Annotated in this window: 12 protein-coding genes; 6 read left to right on the forward strand and 6 right to left on the reverse strand. The window is 47.9% G+C overall.

Annotated features, from left to right (window positions below; all coding sequences use genetic code 11):
* The first annotated feature begins 1 nt into the window (after position 1).
* A complete protein-coding gene (locus F458_RS0111650; RefSeq protein WP_018983607.1) occupies positions 2-1,561 on the forward strand; it encodes an AMP-binding protein in 1,560 nt (519 codons plus the stop codon).
* Between the two features lie 37 nt (positions 1,562-1,598).
* On the opposite strand, the gene F458_RS19445 is transcribed toward F458_RS0111650, so the two are convergent.
* Positions 1,599-2,447 (reverse strand): helix-turn-helix domain-containing protein, encoded by an 849-nt coding sequence (locus tag F458_RS19445; protein ID WP_018983608.1) that lies wholly within the window; start codon positions 2,445-2,447, stop codon positions 1,599-1,601.
* A 141-nt stretch (positions 2,448-2,588) separates the two neighbouring features.
* Here F458_RS19445 and F458_RS0111660 point away from each other — a divergent pair, with 141 nt between their 5' ends.
* From F458_RS0111660 to F458_RS19450, 4 genes are all read left to right on the forward strand, one after another.
* The gene (locus tag F458_RS0111660; protein WP_018983609.1) at positions 2,589-4,394 is read left to right on the forward strand and encodes an acyl-CoA dehydrogenase; all 1,806 of its coding nucleotides are present in this window, start codon (positions 2,589-2,591) and stop codon (positions 4,392-4,394) included.
* 19 nt (positions 4,395-4,413) lie between these two features.
* Positions 4,414-4,899: a MaoC family dehydratase gene (locus F458_RS0111665; RefSeq protein WP_018983610.1), complete on the forward strand. Its 486-nt coding sequence runs from the start codon at positions 4,414-4,416 to the stop codon at positions 4,897-4,899.
* Positions 4,896-5,813 (forward strand): SDR family NAD(P)-dependent oxidoreductase, encoded by a 918-nt coding sequence (locus tag F458_RS0111670; RefSeq protein WP_018983611.1) that lies wholly within the window; start codon positions 4,896-4,898, stop codon positions 5,811-5,813. The genes F458_RS0111665 and F458_RS0111670 overlap by 4 nt, the downstream gene beginning before the upstream one ends.
* Positions 5,814-6,000: 187 nt before the next feature.
* Positions 6,001-6,342, forward strand: coding sequence for a hypothetical protein (locus F458_RS19450; protein ID WP_018983612.1), 342 nt, complete (start codon positions 6,001-6,003; stop codon positions 6,340-6,342).
* Between the two features lie 294 nt (positions 6,343-6,636).
* Here F458_RS19450 and F458_RS0111680 read toward each other — a convergent pair whose 3' ends face one another.
* The 4 genes from F458_RS0111680 to F458_RS0111695 form a co-directional block, all read right to left on the reverse strand.
* Positions 6,637-7,065: a hypothetical protein gene (locus F458_RS0111680; protein ID WP_018983613.1), complete on the reverse strand. Its 429-nt coding sequence runs from the start codon at positions 7,063-7,065 to the stop codon at positions 6,637-6,639.
* Positions 7,065-7,271: a hypothetical protein gene (locus F458_RS0111685; RefSeq protein ID WP_018983614.1), complete on the reverse strand. Its 207-nt coding sequence runs from the start codon at positions 7,269-7,271 to the stop codon at positions 7,065-7,067. The genes F458_RS0111680 and F458_RS0111685 overlap by 1 nt, the downstream gene beginning before the upstream one ends.
* A gap of 119 nt (positions 7,272-7,390) precedes the next feature.
* On the reverse strand, positions 7,391-8,536 hold the full coding sequence (locus tag F458_RS0111690; protein WP_018983615.1) for a DUF1624 domain-containing protein: 1,146 nt from the start codon (positions 8,534-8,536) through the stop codon (positions 7,391-7,393).
* Complete coding sequence (locus tag F458_RS0111695; RefSeq protein ID WP_232362656.1) at positions 8,526-10,586, reverse strand: TonB-dependent siderophore receptor; 2,061 nt, start codon at positions 10,584-10,586, stop codon at positions 8,526-8,528. The genes F458_RS0111690 and F458_RS0111695 overlap by 11 nt, the downstream gene beginning before the upstream one ends.
* Before the next feature lie 964 nt (positions 10,587-11,550).
* Here F458_RS0111695 and F458_RS20155 point away from each other — a divergent pair.
* Positions 11,551-13,656 (forward strand): hybrid sensor histidine kinase/response regulator, encoded by a 2,106-nt coding sequence (locus F458_RS20155; RefSeq protein ID WP_018983618.1) that lies wholly within the window; start codon positions 11,551-11,553, stop codon positions 13,654-13,656.
* Here F458_RS20155 and F458_RS0111710 read toward each other — a convergent pair.
* The gene (locus F458_RS0111710) at positions 13,633-15,744 is read right to left on the reverse strand and encodes an EAL domain-containing response regulator (RefSeq protein WP_018983619.1); all 2,112 of its coding nucleotides are present in this window, start codon (positions 15,742-15,744) and stop codon (positions 13,633-13,635) included. The two genes, F458_RS20155 and F458_RS0111710, sit on opposite strands and share 24 nt — an antisense overlap.
* Between the last annotated feature and the right edge of the window lie 76 nt (positions 15,745-15,820).

A 15,820-nucleotide genomic window follows, 5' to 3' on the forward strand; every position in this document is an offset into this window, starting at 1 on the left:
TATGTCACTGAATGAGCAATACACCAACTTACGTGAGTTTACCGACCATCAGTTTGAACGCTTCGGGAGCCGGCTGGCATACCGGTGTATGGGTCAGGCGATGTTGTACAGTGAGCTGGACAGACATGCTACCCATCTAGCGCGCTACTTTGAGCACGAGCTGGGGCTTAAAGCCGGGGATCGGATAGTTATTCAGCTTCCCAATCTTATTCAGTATCCGCTGGCAATGTGCGCAGCAGTACGTCTGGGCCTGGTGATAGTAAATACTAACCCACAGTACACGCCGCGGGAAATGCTGCATCAGTTTACTGATTCAGGCGCCAAAGCCATTGTGATTCTGAATGATTTATTGCCTCAGTTAGAACAGATTAAGGCCAAAACTGATATTGAGCAGGTTATTGTTACCGGTGCCGCCGACTTTATTCAGCCTGTCGCACCGGATAACAACTACCACTGGCTGATGAACGCGCTGGAAAAAGGCGAATCCCTTGCTGAATATACTCCGGGTAATGCCACCCGCGACGATATTGCCGTTTTACAGTACACCGGAGGGACTACCGGTGTATCCAAAGGAGCTGTGTTGTCCCACGGCAACCTGCTGGCCAATGCCGGCCAAATGGCGGAGAGACTGCAGGCGCGCTGCGAAACGAGCGAAGGCGTATTTGTCTGTCCGTTGCCGCTGTATCATATCTACGCATTTACAGTGAACATGATTGGACTGTTTGGTATGGGCGAAGCTAATCTGCTTATCCCTAACCCCAGAGATATGGACAGTTTTGTCAATGCGATTAAAGCCGTGCCCTTCAAGGGGATTGCCGGCATTAACACCCTGTTTGTGGGGCTCTGCCAGCATCCGGGGTTCAAAGACGTTGATTTTAGCAATCTGAAAGTCACTCTTTCTGGCGGGGCGGCCCTAACCCAGTCTGCCGCTCATATGTGGGAGGAGGTTACCGGCTGTCCGGTCACTGAAGGTTATGGATTGTCGGAAACCTCTCCGGTGGTCACCTTTAACCTCTTTGGGGAGGAGGAGCTGGGAACGGTAGGTAAACCGCTGACAGAAACTCAGGTGGCAGCATGGGATGAAAACAACCAGCCACTTCCGACGGGCGAAGTAGGTGAGCTGGTGGTAAAAGGACCGCAGGTCATGAAAGGTTACTGGCAGCGGCAGGATGAAACTGATAAAGCCATGATAAACGGATGGTTTAAGACCGGCGATATGGGAATGGTGCAGCAAAACGGTAACGTCAAAATCGTTGATCGTCTTAAAGATATGATTATCGTGTCAGGCTTTAATGTATTCCCGAATGAAGTGGAAGATGTGCTGAGTGAGCATCCGTCAGTGATGGAGGCGGCTGTGGTCGGGCAGCCGGATGAAAAATCCGGTGAGGCTGTTAAGGCTTATGTCACGCTCAGTGAATCGGTCAGCGAAGAGGTGTTGCGGGATTATTGCCGGGAGCACCTGACTAATTACAAAGTGCCTAAAACTATTATTGTGTTAGATGAGTTACCTAAATCCACCGTGGGTAAAATCCTTCGCCGCGAGCTTCGCAAAAGCGAATAATGTAAAGATTGCCCGCTCATCCGACGGGCAATAACATTTAATAAGCCAAAAGAGGATGTTCCCACTGGTCGGTACAGCAATCGGGCAGCGTATTTTGCGGGACCTCCTGATAAAGCGTGTTAATCGTGAGGCGAGGCTCAGACACATAGGCGGTCGGACCCATTGCGCCGACGGTTTGGCTGACGCTGAAAAAACGCTGCAACTTACCGTTAATCATTAGTTCTACCCGAAAACTTGCCATGGGGTCGCGCTGTGCGGCCCGTCTGGCCCAGTCATCGGGTATCCCGGGTGTTGCCAGTAACCGGCGCAGCCGAATTTGCATAGCGGCATCCTGCGTAAGTAATACATCTTGCTGAATACTCATCAAAATCAGGCACAGCGCATCCGTATAGGCGTCTGAACCGGTAAACTCATTGTGCAGACTGAACAGCAAATCAAAGTGGTTGGTAATATTCTTTAGCGCATCTTCACCGACAATGGCGCGATATAGTCCTACCCAGCTTCGGTTGACCATTAAAATATCGCCGCTACCATCAATTAAAATAGTCGGGTTGGGGTCAAGAGCGCGTAACGTTAATGTCATTGCTTTGCGTAACCATTTTAACTCTGGTGCAGCAAAGCTGGCTTTTTCCCCCTGCGCCCTAAAGCCTGCAGCGATGAGCAGGTGATTCGCGTCGCGCTCCAGCATGCCCAGACTGTTTACGATACCCAGGGTCATCTCGTAGCTGGGACTGACATGGCCATTTTCCAGTCTGCTGATATGTCGAGCTGATGAGCCGGTGCGATAGGCCAGCTCTTCCTGACTGACCTGATGCACCTGGCGCCAGAATCTTAACAATCCGGCAAAAGGCGGCGTCAGCGCTTGTGTTGATTCAGTTTTGCTCATTACTGCCTGTTTTGTGCATCCGGTAAGTAAGAAGACGCCGGGCAAATTTGATGATACCTGACATTGCAGGTCATGTTATCTGTTCTGAATCGTGGCAACAATACGGTTATTACAGACTGTTGAAAATCAGGAGCCACAGACATGGCCACATCTTTACTTAATGAGCGTGACCTGGACTTCATGTTATACGAATTGCTTGAGGCGGAATCGCTGACCGAGCGCGAACGCTTCAGTGATCATAGCCGTGAAACCTTTCAGGCAGCGATGGATACAGCAAAAAATGTTGCTGAAAAGTACCTTTTGCCTATTCGACAGAAAACCGATTTGGTGAAACCAGAATACGATGGTAATAATGCCCATCTGATCCCTGAAATTAAAACCGCGATGCAGGCTGTCATTGACGCGGGGCTTGCTTCGGCGACTGCCGATTTTGATATGGGCGGTATGCAGCTGCCTTCGCTGGTCTCCTGTGCTTTAAATACTCACCTTACCGCTTCCGGTATGAGCACCATGGGCTACACCACACTGACCAATGCCAATGCCAACCTTATTCAGGCCCATGGCACCGACGCACAGATTGAAAAATGGGTACGCCCTATGCGTGCAGGGCGCTTTACCGGAACGATGGCGATGACCGAGCCGGGGGCAGGCTCCGGACTGGCAGATCTTATTACCAAAGCGGTGAAGCAAGAGGATGGCAGTTACAGGATTACGGGCAATAAAGTGTATATTTCTGGCGGGGATCATGACCTCACCGACAATATTGTACACCTTGTACTTGCGCGAGTGCAGGGTGCACCCAAAGGTATCAAGGGTATCTCTTTGTTTATTGTGCCTAAATTTCTGGTTGGTGATGATGGGGCCCTTGGCGCACGCAACGATGTTGCACTGGCGGGGTTATTTCACAAAATGGGCGGTCATGCTATTACCTCAACATCTTTAAGCTTTGGTGAAAAAGACGGGGCTGTCGGGTATCTGGTAGGTGAAGAAAATATGGGCCTCAGTTATATGTTTCATATGATGAATGAAGCCCGTCTGTTTGTGGGGATGGGCGCGACAGTCATGGCACTGGCGGGCTATCAATATTCGCTCAATTATGCAAAAGAGCGGCCGCAGGGGCGTCTGCTGGCGGAAAAAGACCCCCATTCAACACCGGTAAATATTATTGAACATAGCGATGTGAAACGTATGCTGCTGGCACAGAAAGCTTATGCAGAGGGAGCCCTGGCCCTGTGTTTATATGGCGCACGTTTGCATGATGATGAAAAAACCGCGCCGGATCATGACTCCCGTGAAGCTGCTCACACTCTGCTGGACTTTTTAACACCGATCATCAAATCCTGGCCATCAGAGTACGGACTCAAAGCAAATCATTATGCGATTCAGGTGCTCGGCGGTGCTGGCTACACCAATGAACATCCGGTGGAAATGTTTTACCGTGAGAACCGTCTTAACCCGATTCATGAGGGTACCACCGGTATTCAGTCGATGGATCTGCTGGGCCGTAAAGTGCCCAGAAACAACTTTGCCGGTTACAAAGCCTGTGTATCGGCCATCGGCAAAACCATCACCGAGGCGCAAACGTTTGAATCACTCAACGACTATGCGACATCCCTTGAGTCAGCACTTAAGGTGTTGGATGAGACAACCCAGCGTGTACTTGGCGCCAGTCAGACCATGAACGTTGATGCGGCATTTTCCAACTCGGTGAAGTATCTGGATATGTTCGGGCATATTGTTATTGCCTGGATGTGGCTTAAACAGGGCGTCATTGCGAAGCAGCAACTTAACGGCTCCTTACATGAAAGTGATGAAGCCTTTTATAACGGCAAACTTCAGGCTATGCGCTTTTTCTTTCGCAGCGAGCTGCCTGAAATTTATCACTGGGCGCACCTGGTCGGCTCACTGGATACCACTAACTTTGACATGAAACCTGACTGGTTTTAACCAATTTTAAGGAGCGTTTATGCATAAAGTATCTCGAGAGGAGCTACTTGGCAGCGCCGGGCAGTCATTGCCGGTCACTGACTGGTTCACGGTAACGCAGTCACAGATTGATGCCTTCGCAGACTGTACCCACGATCATCAGTTTATTCATACAGACCCGCAACAGGCCGCTCAGACACCATTTGGCGGAACGATAGCCCATGGTTTTTTGAGTCTTTCCATGTTGTCTTATTTTGCCCAGTCGTTTGGCCTTGAGGTTAACGGCGCGCAAATGGGGATAAATTACGGCTTTAATAAGGTCAGGTTTATTTCGCCGGTGAAGGTGGATAGCCGCATTCGCTGTCATGCTCGGGTGGTCGAGGTAACGGAGCCTAATCCGAATCAGTTTTACGTTACCTACGATGTTACCATCGAGCTGAAAGGCAACGATAAGCCCGCACTTGTCGCTCAGTGGATCGGCATTCAGATTGCAGGCGATAACAACAGTGAGAAGACTGAACAATGAAAGTAGCATTTAATAATCAGGTCGCGATTGTTACCGGAGCAGGTAATGGTCTGGGTAAAACCCACGCGCTGGCACTGGCTGATCGCGGTGCCAAAGTCGTCGTTAATGATTTCGGCGGTGCCCGGGACGGCTCCGGCGGCTCCACTGAGGCGGCCGAAGAGGTCGTTGCGCAAATCAGAAAAAATGGTGGAGAAGCCATTGCCAATGGTGCCAACGTTGCTGATTTTGAGCAGGTCACGCAAATGGTCGATGAGACCGTTAAGCAGTGGGGTCGGGTCGACATTTTGATTAATAACGCTGGTATTTTGCGGGACAAATCATTTAGTAAGATGTCGCTGGACGATTTTAAAGCTGTGTTGGATGTTCACCTCATGGGGTCGGTTAACTGTAGCAAAGCGGTGTGGAATATCATGCGTGAGCAGAACTACGGACGTATTGTAATGACCACCTCATCAAGCGGCCTTTACGGTAATTTCGGACAGTCCAATTATGGGGCCGCTAAAATGGCTGTGATAGGGCTGATGAACACCCTGGTACTGGAAGGTGCTAAACATAATATCAAAGTGAATGCTCTTGCACCTACTGCAGGGACACGGATGACCGAGGACTTGTTACCACCGGAAATATTCAAACTGCTGACTACCGAAGCGGTGACCGCCGGGGCGTTGACCTTGTGTCACGAAGAGGCGCCCAATCGGATAACATTATGTGCAGGCGTAGGCGGTTATTCAGTTGCACGGATAGTTGAGACTGAAGGCGTGTTTTTGCCAGAATCCGATCAGACACCTGAAGATGTGCTGGCTCATTATGCGCAGATCACAAGTGCTGTTGGTCAAAAAGAGTTGAAAGCCGGCAGCGAGCAAGGTGAGAAATTCCTTAATAAAGCAATGGCTTTTATCAAATCACAACGCTGAGCGCACAGGATGATAGCAGAATGCGGTGTCTACAGTTACAATCCGCCCCGGCGGGTTGTAATTTTGTGAGAGCTGGCTCTTAAAAAACGCTGTTCAAGCGTCTTTTTTATGAATATCCTTACTATACATAAGGAAAGCTGATGTTTATCAGCACCATAACAAAGTTTATAAAACAGAGCGAATAACAATGAAGATAGGAAAAATAGCTATAGCTAGCCTTCTGTCAGGGCTGCTTTCAGCCTGTGGTGGTCACGGTTACGAGGGCACATGGAAAGCAACGTCAGATAACGCGATGCTGGAGAAGCTTATAAGTCAAAGTGGCGCAGGAACGCTGGTAATCGGTGATGACTTTATCGAAGCCAATGGCCAGCGTAATAACGTTGATGAAATCTTTACCCGCGAAAGCGGCGGAAAACAGTATCTGGTTTTTGCTAAAGGTGAAGATGAGCAGACCTTTGAAATTACCGACGACGATAATCTTGAAATAGGTCAGATGGGCGTAACGTTGACGTATAAACGCGCTGATTAATTTCTACTAGCGCTGAAAGATCATCAGCGCTTTTCACTATGCCCTTGCTATTATCCTACCGGCGCTTCGGTTATTAACTGGTTGGGGAGCCGAGGTATAAAATAAGATCCGAGTTTTCAACAGATTTTTAAATACCTTCATAAGCCGGGCGTTAAAATAGTATTTTCGCAAAGTTTCATCGTATCTCAGTAAGCGCGGCTCTCACCAGCATCTCTCATCAGTACTACACGCCTATCACTGAAATTGCACATTATACAACGTCCCCAAATTTAAACGCTGGCAACAGCATAAGCGCTATCTGCTAATGGGGGGCTTAAATGGCGACATAGCTCGCTGCGAAAACGCGCCGCATAGTTTGTATACTCCATGTAGCAGTAGCGCTGTAATAAATGTGGCCAGGATATCCAGCACATCGAAGGTACGCTCAGCAATGACTAGCTGAAGGAACTCATAAATTATAATACCCGCGGCGACACCCCAGACCAGCTGATGTAAGCCAGTTCTGACCCAGATTGCCGATACACTGGATGCACTGGCAACGGCGGTAATATTTGGCGCAACCTGCCAGATAAGCCACGAACTGTAATCCCGCATATCAAGACTAAATAGATACGCCTTATAACTTACCGCAAACACCGTGATGCAGCACAGTAAGCGCAGATAGTTTAGTTGCAGCAGGCGCTGTTTGACCAGCTCCCACTGCCACCTGAATACAGTGATCACTAGCGTAAATGTCTTTGCAAGCGGCGGGTCCACAGCCTGGTTGACGTACTCATGGATGCCCATCCGTTGGCGAAATAATTGTCAATACCGGCCTTACTACCTATAGACTCATAGATATAAGAGGTCGCTATGCCTATACCCACACCGACCATCAATGGATTAGCGCCACTGACTGACATTAATTCTTTTTGCTGTAATTTTCTCATTCGTACATATCCTTATGTTTTCAACGTTCTCAAGCTCCCATCTTATACATCAATATTCAGACAAAAACTGGCACAAGGTAGGGTTTTGCGTCACCCTGCGACGCGGAGATTTTCTACGCCTAAAAGTATTTAACCCATGCTTTATTACTGGTCCGCTTGTAGTGATTGAACCAGCGGGTCGGAAAGTAAAGAAGCCCGGCAAGTAGCAATGTTGTTGCCCAGACCCAGTACATATTTGGCAGGCTAAGGTATTCGTTGTTCGGTACAGGAAAAAATAAAATTCCTATTTTGTAGAGGACGAGAAGTACATACAGGTGCAGTAGGTAAAAGAACATTGGCGCGCCGCCATAATTTTTTAATATTTGCGTCCAGCGCCCCTGAAATCTCTCCATCAGGTATAACATTAAAAAGATACCGGTAAAGGTTATCTGAATAAAGTTCAGTGACGGCGGATATTTGGTTACATTGAGGAAGGATGCAAAGGTCTCGAACATCGATTCATGTACCTGCCAGTTCAGGTTTTCCCCATAGACATTAAAGCCTCTGAGTAGCACGAAGCTACCAAAACAGGCTAGCGATAACCCCAGTAACCAGCGCAAGCGTTGCGCTCTGTCGATAGCAGCGGAATAAAGAGGTCCAGCAGCATAACCTAAGAAAATGACGCCAAACCATGGAAGTACCGGATAGCTGGCTTTCACGGCAAGCAGTTCACTTTGCAGAATAATGCCGCGATCATGCAAAATAGCCCAGGCTGTATACCCCCGCTCACCAGGCGAAAGGTTAATAAAATCAAACGCATTATGACCCGCCACAATAACCAGTCCGATCCATCCAATTAGCATTGAGGGCAAATTTAGCAATAGCGCCAAGATGATCATGCTGACACCTATGGCCCAGATAACCTGAAGGTAAAGTACCTCGTAAGCGCCGAACCAGGAAAAGTTTATGACAGTCATTTCAAGGGCTATCAGAAACAGGCCCCGTTTAAATAAGAATGACCGGGTCGCGTTCACTGGCTCTGTCTGTTTTTGCCGGAAGAGCCACGCCGACAGCCCGGTAAGAAAAACAAACGCTGGTGCGCAAAAATGTGCCGCAAACCGACTGAAAAACAGCTCCGGTGGTGTATCAACAATACTCATGGGATCGGTGATAGGGTGATTATAAAAAAAACGCTCGCGCACATGGTCCAACAGCATTACCAGGATAACCAGTCCGCGCAGCGCATCGATGCTGTCGATACGTTGTTTTTGTGCTTCAAAATGCATAGGTAAGGCTCGCTGAATACTGACGCGGCGCGCCCGGGGTGGTCCAAAGTGCTGAGTAAGCATTTGATAAATAATAGTCGTCAAAAATATTGTCCACGTTAAATTGTAGTTGTGTGTTGGGCGTAATCTGATGATTGTAAAAGGCGTTGAACACGCTGTAAGCCGGTAAACGGTAGGAAAGAGTCACCGAGTCGCCGAGTCTTTCATCTATCCACCTTGCAGTTGCTCCCACTTGCGCATCCACGCCCAGATAGTGAAGGTCATGTTTGATTCGCGCGCTCACACTGTGCTGTGGAATGTTCACAAGGTCACTGCCTGCCGGTACTGTGACACCCCAGTCTAAATTGGTAATTGCATTTTTTGTCTGACTGTCAGTATAGGCATAGGCCAATCTTATTTGTGTGTCATCAGCAATTACAGTGTTGATTAGTATTTCCGCGCCTTGACTGGTGGCAGCGCCCAGCGTGGCCGGGTACCCCTGATGAACCGGATCTGAGGTAAGAATATTAGTTTTAGTGGCGTCGAACACCGCGGCGGTGACATCAACGTAGCGGCCCGTGTATTTCATCCCAATTTCAACAGAGTCGCTTTCTTCTGGGTCGAAGCCGCGCCCTTGATAATCAGTCCCGCTAATAGGCACAAATCCTTCAGAGTAACTGGCATACAACGTCAGATCATCAAAAGGAAAATAGCTCAACGCGATACGGGGGCTTGAACGGCTGTCGCGTTGGTCAGATTTGGTGCCTGAGATTCGCTCCACTGTTTGTTGAGAATACTGGTCAAAACGTAACCCCAAAAGCAGGTGCCACTGGTCATGCAGTTCTATCTGGTCCTGGATATAAATGCCGAACCCATGTTGTTGTTCGTCGTTGACGTAAAGCGTCTGTGGCACGGGGGGCGCTGCGCCATAAACCGGCTCATGAATATTTAGCTCATAGTCACCAGGTTCAGGACGAACCCGTGCGAGCAGCGTGTATAAGTCATACTGGTACGCATCAACACCTGTGAGTAAATGATGCGTCAGACCAAAGGTATTTGCATGGCCGTTAAATTCCAGACGAGCAGATAAATCGTCAGCGTCGTAGTCACGCCTGCGCCGCTGGCGGGTTAGTGTCTGTCCATCCTTAAACACCTGCTGGCGAGAGACCGAAAGCTCAGCGTCAGACGAATACCCATCAAGCGTCGAGTGACGAAAATTGATACCACCGGTAACAAACCAGTCGTCGTCAATATGATGCTCGTAGGTAAGCTGGTGGCCCTGAGATATTATCCTGGTGGGGTTATCATTTGGTTCGCCCAGATACCGCTCTCTGGGTATGGTAGGAGTATCGCCTTCCAGCACTACAATCCCCCGGTCGAATAGTTGCTCATGCTGCATGTATTCCATAGCGTACATCACGGTAATATCAGGAGTAGCTCGCCAGCTTATCGAGGGATTGATCACACGTTTGTCACTGGTTACAAAGTCACGGAAGCTGCCGTAATCTTCCCATGCGCCATTGATGCGCATTGCCAGTGATTTATTTATACCGGTGGTGTAGTCGCCTTCTAACCGGTATCGGTCATCGCTCCCGGCGGTTACCTGTAAATAGCCTTCAGGCGCAAACTGGGGTTTACGTGTAACAACATTGATCACGCCACCCGGGTCGGAGCGACCGTATAAAGCAGAGCCGGGGCCTTTTAATACCTCAACGTAATCAATATTGGACACATCTCTGTGACCGCCGAACCCACGTCCGCTGGCAAAGCCGTTTACGAGGTACCCTGTAGGCACATTCTCGTTGCCTGGAAAGCCTCGTATAGAAAAACTATCCCATAAGTTGCCCCCATCATTCTGCAGTGCAATTGAAGGCGAAAACAGCAAAATATCCCGAAAGCGCGTGATATTGCCATCTTCTACTATTGCGCGCTCCAGCGTTTCAATTGATTGAGGGATTTTGGCAACGGGCACATCGCCTCGATATGCCTGGCGATACCTTACTTCTATGTGCTCAATCTTATCAGCCGCCTCGACTTCTGCGCTATGATACATGGAACATAAAAAACTCAAGCTTACAGCTAATAATAGGTGTTTCATGGTGGAACTATACGATAAATAGATATGTTATATTATAACAATAGCACGAAGTGTTTTTAGCAGTCGATAGAGCGCATGACGACTTACGGCAAATGTATTAAATTCTACGATACGCTAACGAGTGGTTGCTCTTTGCAGGCGGGGTATTAGCATAACTGATCGGTTAACGCGCTTTAATTAGCACAGAGCATGCGCATGTAGCATTGCGATAGGATGATTATTACTTTTAGCCAGCGATGCTTGTTGTTTGATGTAAGTGGTCTACGCTTTGAGGAGTATCAACCGGTCTTACAGACTGACTAAAGGTTTATTAAGGTAGCTTCCATAAGACGATGGGCGAGTTACCTTATGAAAATATTTCATTTTCTTCCCGCCTCGTTCGTTTTCCCTGGTAATTACGTAATTTTACTAATAGGTCTGTATTCAGGCAGATCGTACATTGGCGGGTTAAAAAAATAGGTAGAGTTGCTTTGATGCTTACTTCGCATGTGACTCGTGGTTGCCCGTTTGCAAAGTCTGCTTTTTTGGTGAGGGGGAAGCGTGAGCCAGCCCCTGATAATTCAAATTATAGTCGTATAGCAAATATTTGTCTTCGGTTCATCATTGACCTGGCAACTGAGTCAAAGGCATTAACACAGATTATTGAGCAGTTATTAAAAGCGCGCGCTAACGCTTCCGGCAAAAGGATAGTGGTTGGCGCCGATGAAAATCTGATCGTGTCTGCTTCTGTGTCATTCGTGCCTATCCGCTCTCTTTGGTTTTTCAAACCTGATCACCGACCGACATTGGGTTACGGTTATCAGTCAACGTTTACAGTTCGGAGCGTCATCAACTTATATAGCAATAGTCTTCTCGGCTCGTTTAACACTAAAGCGCAAATCTTTCGGCCGATCACCGACGAAGCTCATCTACCAGCGACGGGCAAGAGCGTCTTTTTATGAATTTAATTTCTCGTATTTTCCAGGATAAATGGCAGTGGATTTTGTTTTTAATTCCACTCGTATTAACTATTGTACTGGCGACCAGTGGCATTTTTTATCTGCGTGAAAGTGAAATCGATTACCGAATGCAAATGGTCCATTCCATTGAGCGCGCGGAAAGCGACTTTACCAACGGGGTGATGCATTTTGCTCTGAGTGACGATGGTCAGAGTCCCTGGCAGCGCAGGGTGGGTATAGCACTGATCAATAAGTCGCTGGTTCAGTATCGTGAAATCGACTTAAAGCTAACTCGCAAAAACACCTCCGAGCAGCTCATCGGGCGTGTTGAAGCACTTTCGGAAGAATTGAATACGCTAATAGATAACGGCCGGCGGGTTGATGTGAGATTACGTGAAGACATTTATCAAATTAGCGAACGGGCCGATAAGCTCGAGCGTCAGGTGGTGTCTGATCTCGAACGCAGACGGGTGCAGCAGAAGCAGTGGTTTACCGCTATCATTATTACCAGCTGTTTAATTTTGGCGCTATTGGGCCTCGCCTTGGTGCGCTCTGAGCGTTACCGTTACGCGCTAAACTCAAGCCTGAAAATCAGTGAACAACGTTTTTTAAAACTACTGCAGAATACAGATGAAGTCTTTTGGCTGGAAGGGTTTGAAAGCGAGATATTGCTGTATGTTTCAGAAGCATTTGAAAAGCTATCGCATTTAAAGCCGCATGAAGTGCTGAATCAAAAAGCGGCCTGGCATAAGCTAATTCATCCTGATGATATTGATATGGTTGCCCAAAAAAGAGCGGCCTCAACCCAAACTCCCTGTGATTTCGAGTGTCGTCTTATTCGACCTGATGGAAAAACTCGATGGATTGAAGGTCGGATGTTTCCTATCTGGAAAGAGCAAACACACTCGATGCGGGATAACCCCGATTTCATTGCATCTGTGACCAGGGATGTAACAGAAAAACGGGAGATGGATTATCGGCTTTTTCAGGCCCAGAAAATGGAGTCATTAGGACAATTAACTGGCGGTGTTGCCCATGACTTTAACAATCTTATCACGGTAATTTTGGCTAACGCCCGGCATATTATTCACCGTTTGCACGGTGACCCCGAAATGGTGCGGATGATGACCCTTATTTTGCGGGCCGCAGAGAGGGGGATAGGGCTCAATCAGCGTTTACTTGCTTTTGCCAGCAAACAGCAGTTACAGCCAAAAGTTATTCTGGTTGAAGAGCTTATCCAGGAGTCTGTAGAGATGCTTGAGCGGACGCTGGGTGTTAAATACAGGCTTGTATTTCAAAGAACCACGGAACCATTGTGGGTGAAAGTCGATCCGGGTCAGTTACAAAACGCGTTAGTAAATTTGTGTCTCAATTCAAGAGATGCGATGCCCGGCGGAGGCAAAATAACTCTGAGACTGGAAAGCTCATCCCATGAAAATCTGTTTGGCGTGAAAGGTGATAAAGTACACATTTCGGTAAAAGATGAAGGCGAGGGCATACCCCAGGATTTACTGGATCGTGTACTGGAACCTTTTTTTACGACTAAACCCGGTGATAGTGGCACGGGGCTTGGTTTGAGTATGGTATTTGGTTTTGTTCGTCAGTCCGGCGGTAATATGCATATTGCATCAAGGGAAGGTAAGGGTACCACTGTGCACATGGTGCTACCGTTGTGTGAGCATGAACCTGAACCTAAGCGGGCCCTGTTACCAGCTCATTCTATGCAGCCTGCCGAAGGTACTACTATCATGCTGGTAGAAGATAACAGGCTGATTCGTGAAAATATTGCGGCCATACTACACCAGGCCGGTTACCGGGTGATTCAGGCAGAAAATGCACTTGATGCACTTGATGCACTTGCAGTCAGAAAAATAGATTTAGTCATTACCGATATCGTAATGCCCGGCGCATTGACCGGGTTTGAACTGGTCGAGCGGGTCAACGTGACGTATCCCGATCTGAAGATATTAGTGACCTCTGGTTTTACACAAAGTGCGAGTGAATATTCAGGGCGTTGGCACTTCCTGCAAAAGCCCTTTTCAGATGAGATGTTGCTTGAACATGTTAAAAAGACATTACGTTCAGCTTCGAATGAATATATGTGATACCTGGGCGTCTTCTGGCCGACAATACACGTGCTGTAAACTGTTTCCGAAGCCGGGTGAGGGACAATAATGAGTGATGCGCAGGCTGTCGATAACCGCTGATGTTTCTTCCAGAACTTTGAGTTGCTGTTCCAGCTTAATCAACTGTTTGAAAACCTCGTCCTTGCTGCGTTCTATGAACAACACGCATAGTTGGTTCTCTTGCGTCCGACCTAAATCATCGGCTTCTGAGCACACCTGCCGGGCCAGCTTGCTAAGTCTTGACAGCGCTTTATCCCACGGAAGCGACGAAGATATCAAGTTAATCTTTACCACTTGTACCGTAAGTGTGTTTTGTGCGGCGAATGCGACCAGCGCGTCTGCTCGGCGCGTAAACGACGCTTTATCCGGAATCTGACTCACCGCATCAAGCTGCCGGTCTTTTAAGTAGGTAAACTCCGTTTCAATTATTCTTGCAAACTGAGCTAATTGCTCAACATTTTCAGCTAACCAGTTTTCAGCTGAAATATCTGCAACAAATACACTGCCGATGATACAACCATTGGATGCCTTTAGCGCGTGACTGGCGAAAAAGCGCACGGGTTTACCAAAATGTTGCAAAGGCGATTCTTCGTTGCCATGATCCAACTGAAGGTCTGGAATAATCAGTACATCTTTATCTGGCAGCAAGCGATAACATAACGCCTGCTGCGCGGGGATTGACTGAATCTCCAGACCTACCCTGGCTTTTAAATAGCACAACTCCTGTTCAAGTATCGATATAGCAACGATTGGCTTATCAAACACTCGCTGGGCCAATCGCACCAGACGATCAAATTGTTCTTCAGGTTGAGCCGGTAACGGCTTCATTGATCTGACCGTGGCAATTCTGTGTGGAATCTTTTCATCTGCAAACTGAGCCAGCCATTGCTTAAGCGCATCGTCAGCCATCGGCTGCGCAAGATAAAACCCCTGTGCGTAGTGACAGCCAAGCTGTTTAAGTAACGCCAGGGTATCCGCTTCTTCCACCCCAACCGCTGTTATTTTAAGGAGCAAACCTTGCCCCATTTTTATTAACGTGGAGGTGATTTTTGCTGATTCGTAGTTATCCAGGCCGGTACTGATAAAACGTCGGTCTATTTTTAGTTCGCAAAAGGGTAACCTTACCAGTTGCTGAATGGAAGCCAGCCCGGTACCCAGATCATTTACTGCTAATCGGTAGCCCTTAAGTCTTAATCGGGTAAGAACTTCCGGCGGTGGGGCATTGTCACCTATAGCTACCGATTCACACATTTCCAGCATGAGACGGGATGGGGTGACACGATAGTCGTTGACCAGGGTATCCAGTTTATCTATGAAATTTCCATCACTTAATGACTCGCCGGAAATGTTCACAGACAAATGAAAGTCTTCGCTGATAAGACCGGGCGGAAAGCGCTCTCGTAAAGATAAAAATTCAGAGAGCCATTGAATGGCACTGATAAGAACATAGTCAGTCAGCGCAGCGATGTCACCGCTGGCTTCAGCCATTGGTATGAATACGTTAGGATCGATGGTCCCAAAACGCGGACTGTTCCATCGGCAAAGCACCTCTGCGCCAACCATAGACTGCGTCGATATATCCAATTTAGGCTGAAACACCAGGGATAGTTCCCGATTAAGAATTGCATTGTTAAGGTCGCTGGCACTGACTGTTTGCGAATCAAAGGCGGTCGACTTAAAACATTGTTCAGAACTGGTCTTGCTATTGGTAATGAGTTGAACAAGTGCCTTTAGAGGAAAAGGTTTTCTGAGCATTCCTGCTACTTTGAGGCCCCGTGCAGAGGCGGCGTGTAGCGCTGCATCGATTACGTCTATATCAGCGCCGCTGATAACGATAATACTGGCCTTGCAGTTATTAGCTGCTAACGCCGAAAATGCTTCCAGCCCATCTTCTTTGCCCAGACATAGATCAATAAGAATGACGTCCGGATCAAGTGCTGCACTGGCTCTAAGTAACTCATGGATATTCGAGCAGCCGCTGCAGGCGAACCCCTCCATGGTCAAAGCGTGAAATAATGAAAGCCGAATAATTTCATCATCATCCAGCACCAGCACTTTAGCAGTCATTATTACTCCCCTTTATAATTGGCTGGAATATAAAGAAGGTGAGCGCCGTGATAAATCAGTGAAATTACGTAAATTG

Origin of the sequence: Salinimonas chungwhensis DSM 16280 (assembly GCF_000378185.1) — a bacterium.
Taxonomy (GTDB): Bacteria; Pseudomonadota; Gammaproteobacteria; order Enterobacterales; family Alteromonadaceae; genus Alteromonas; species Alteromonas chungwhensis.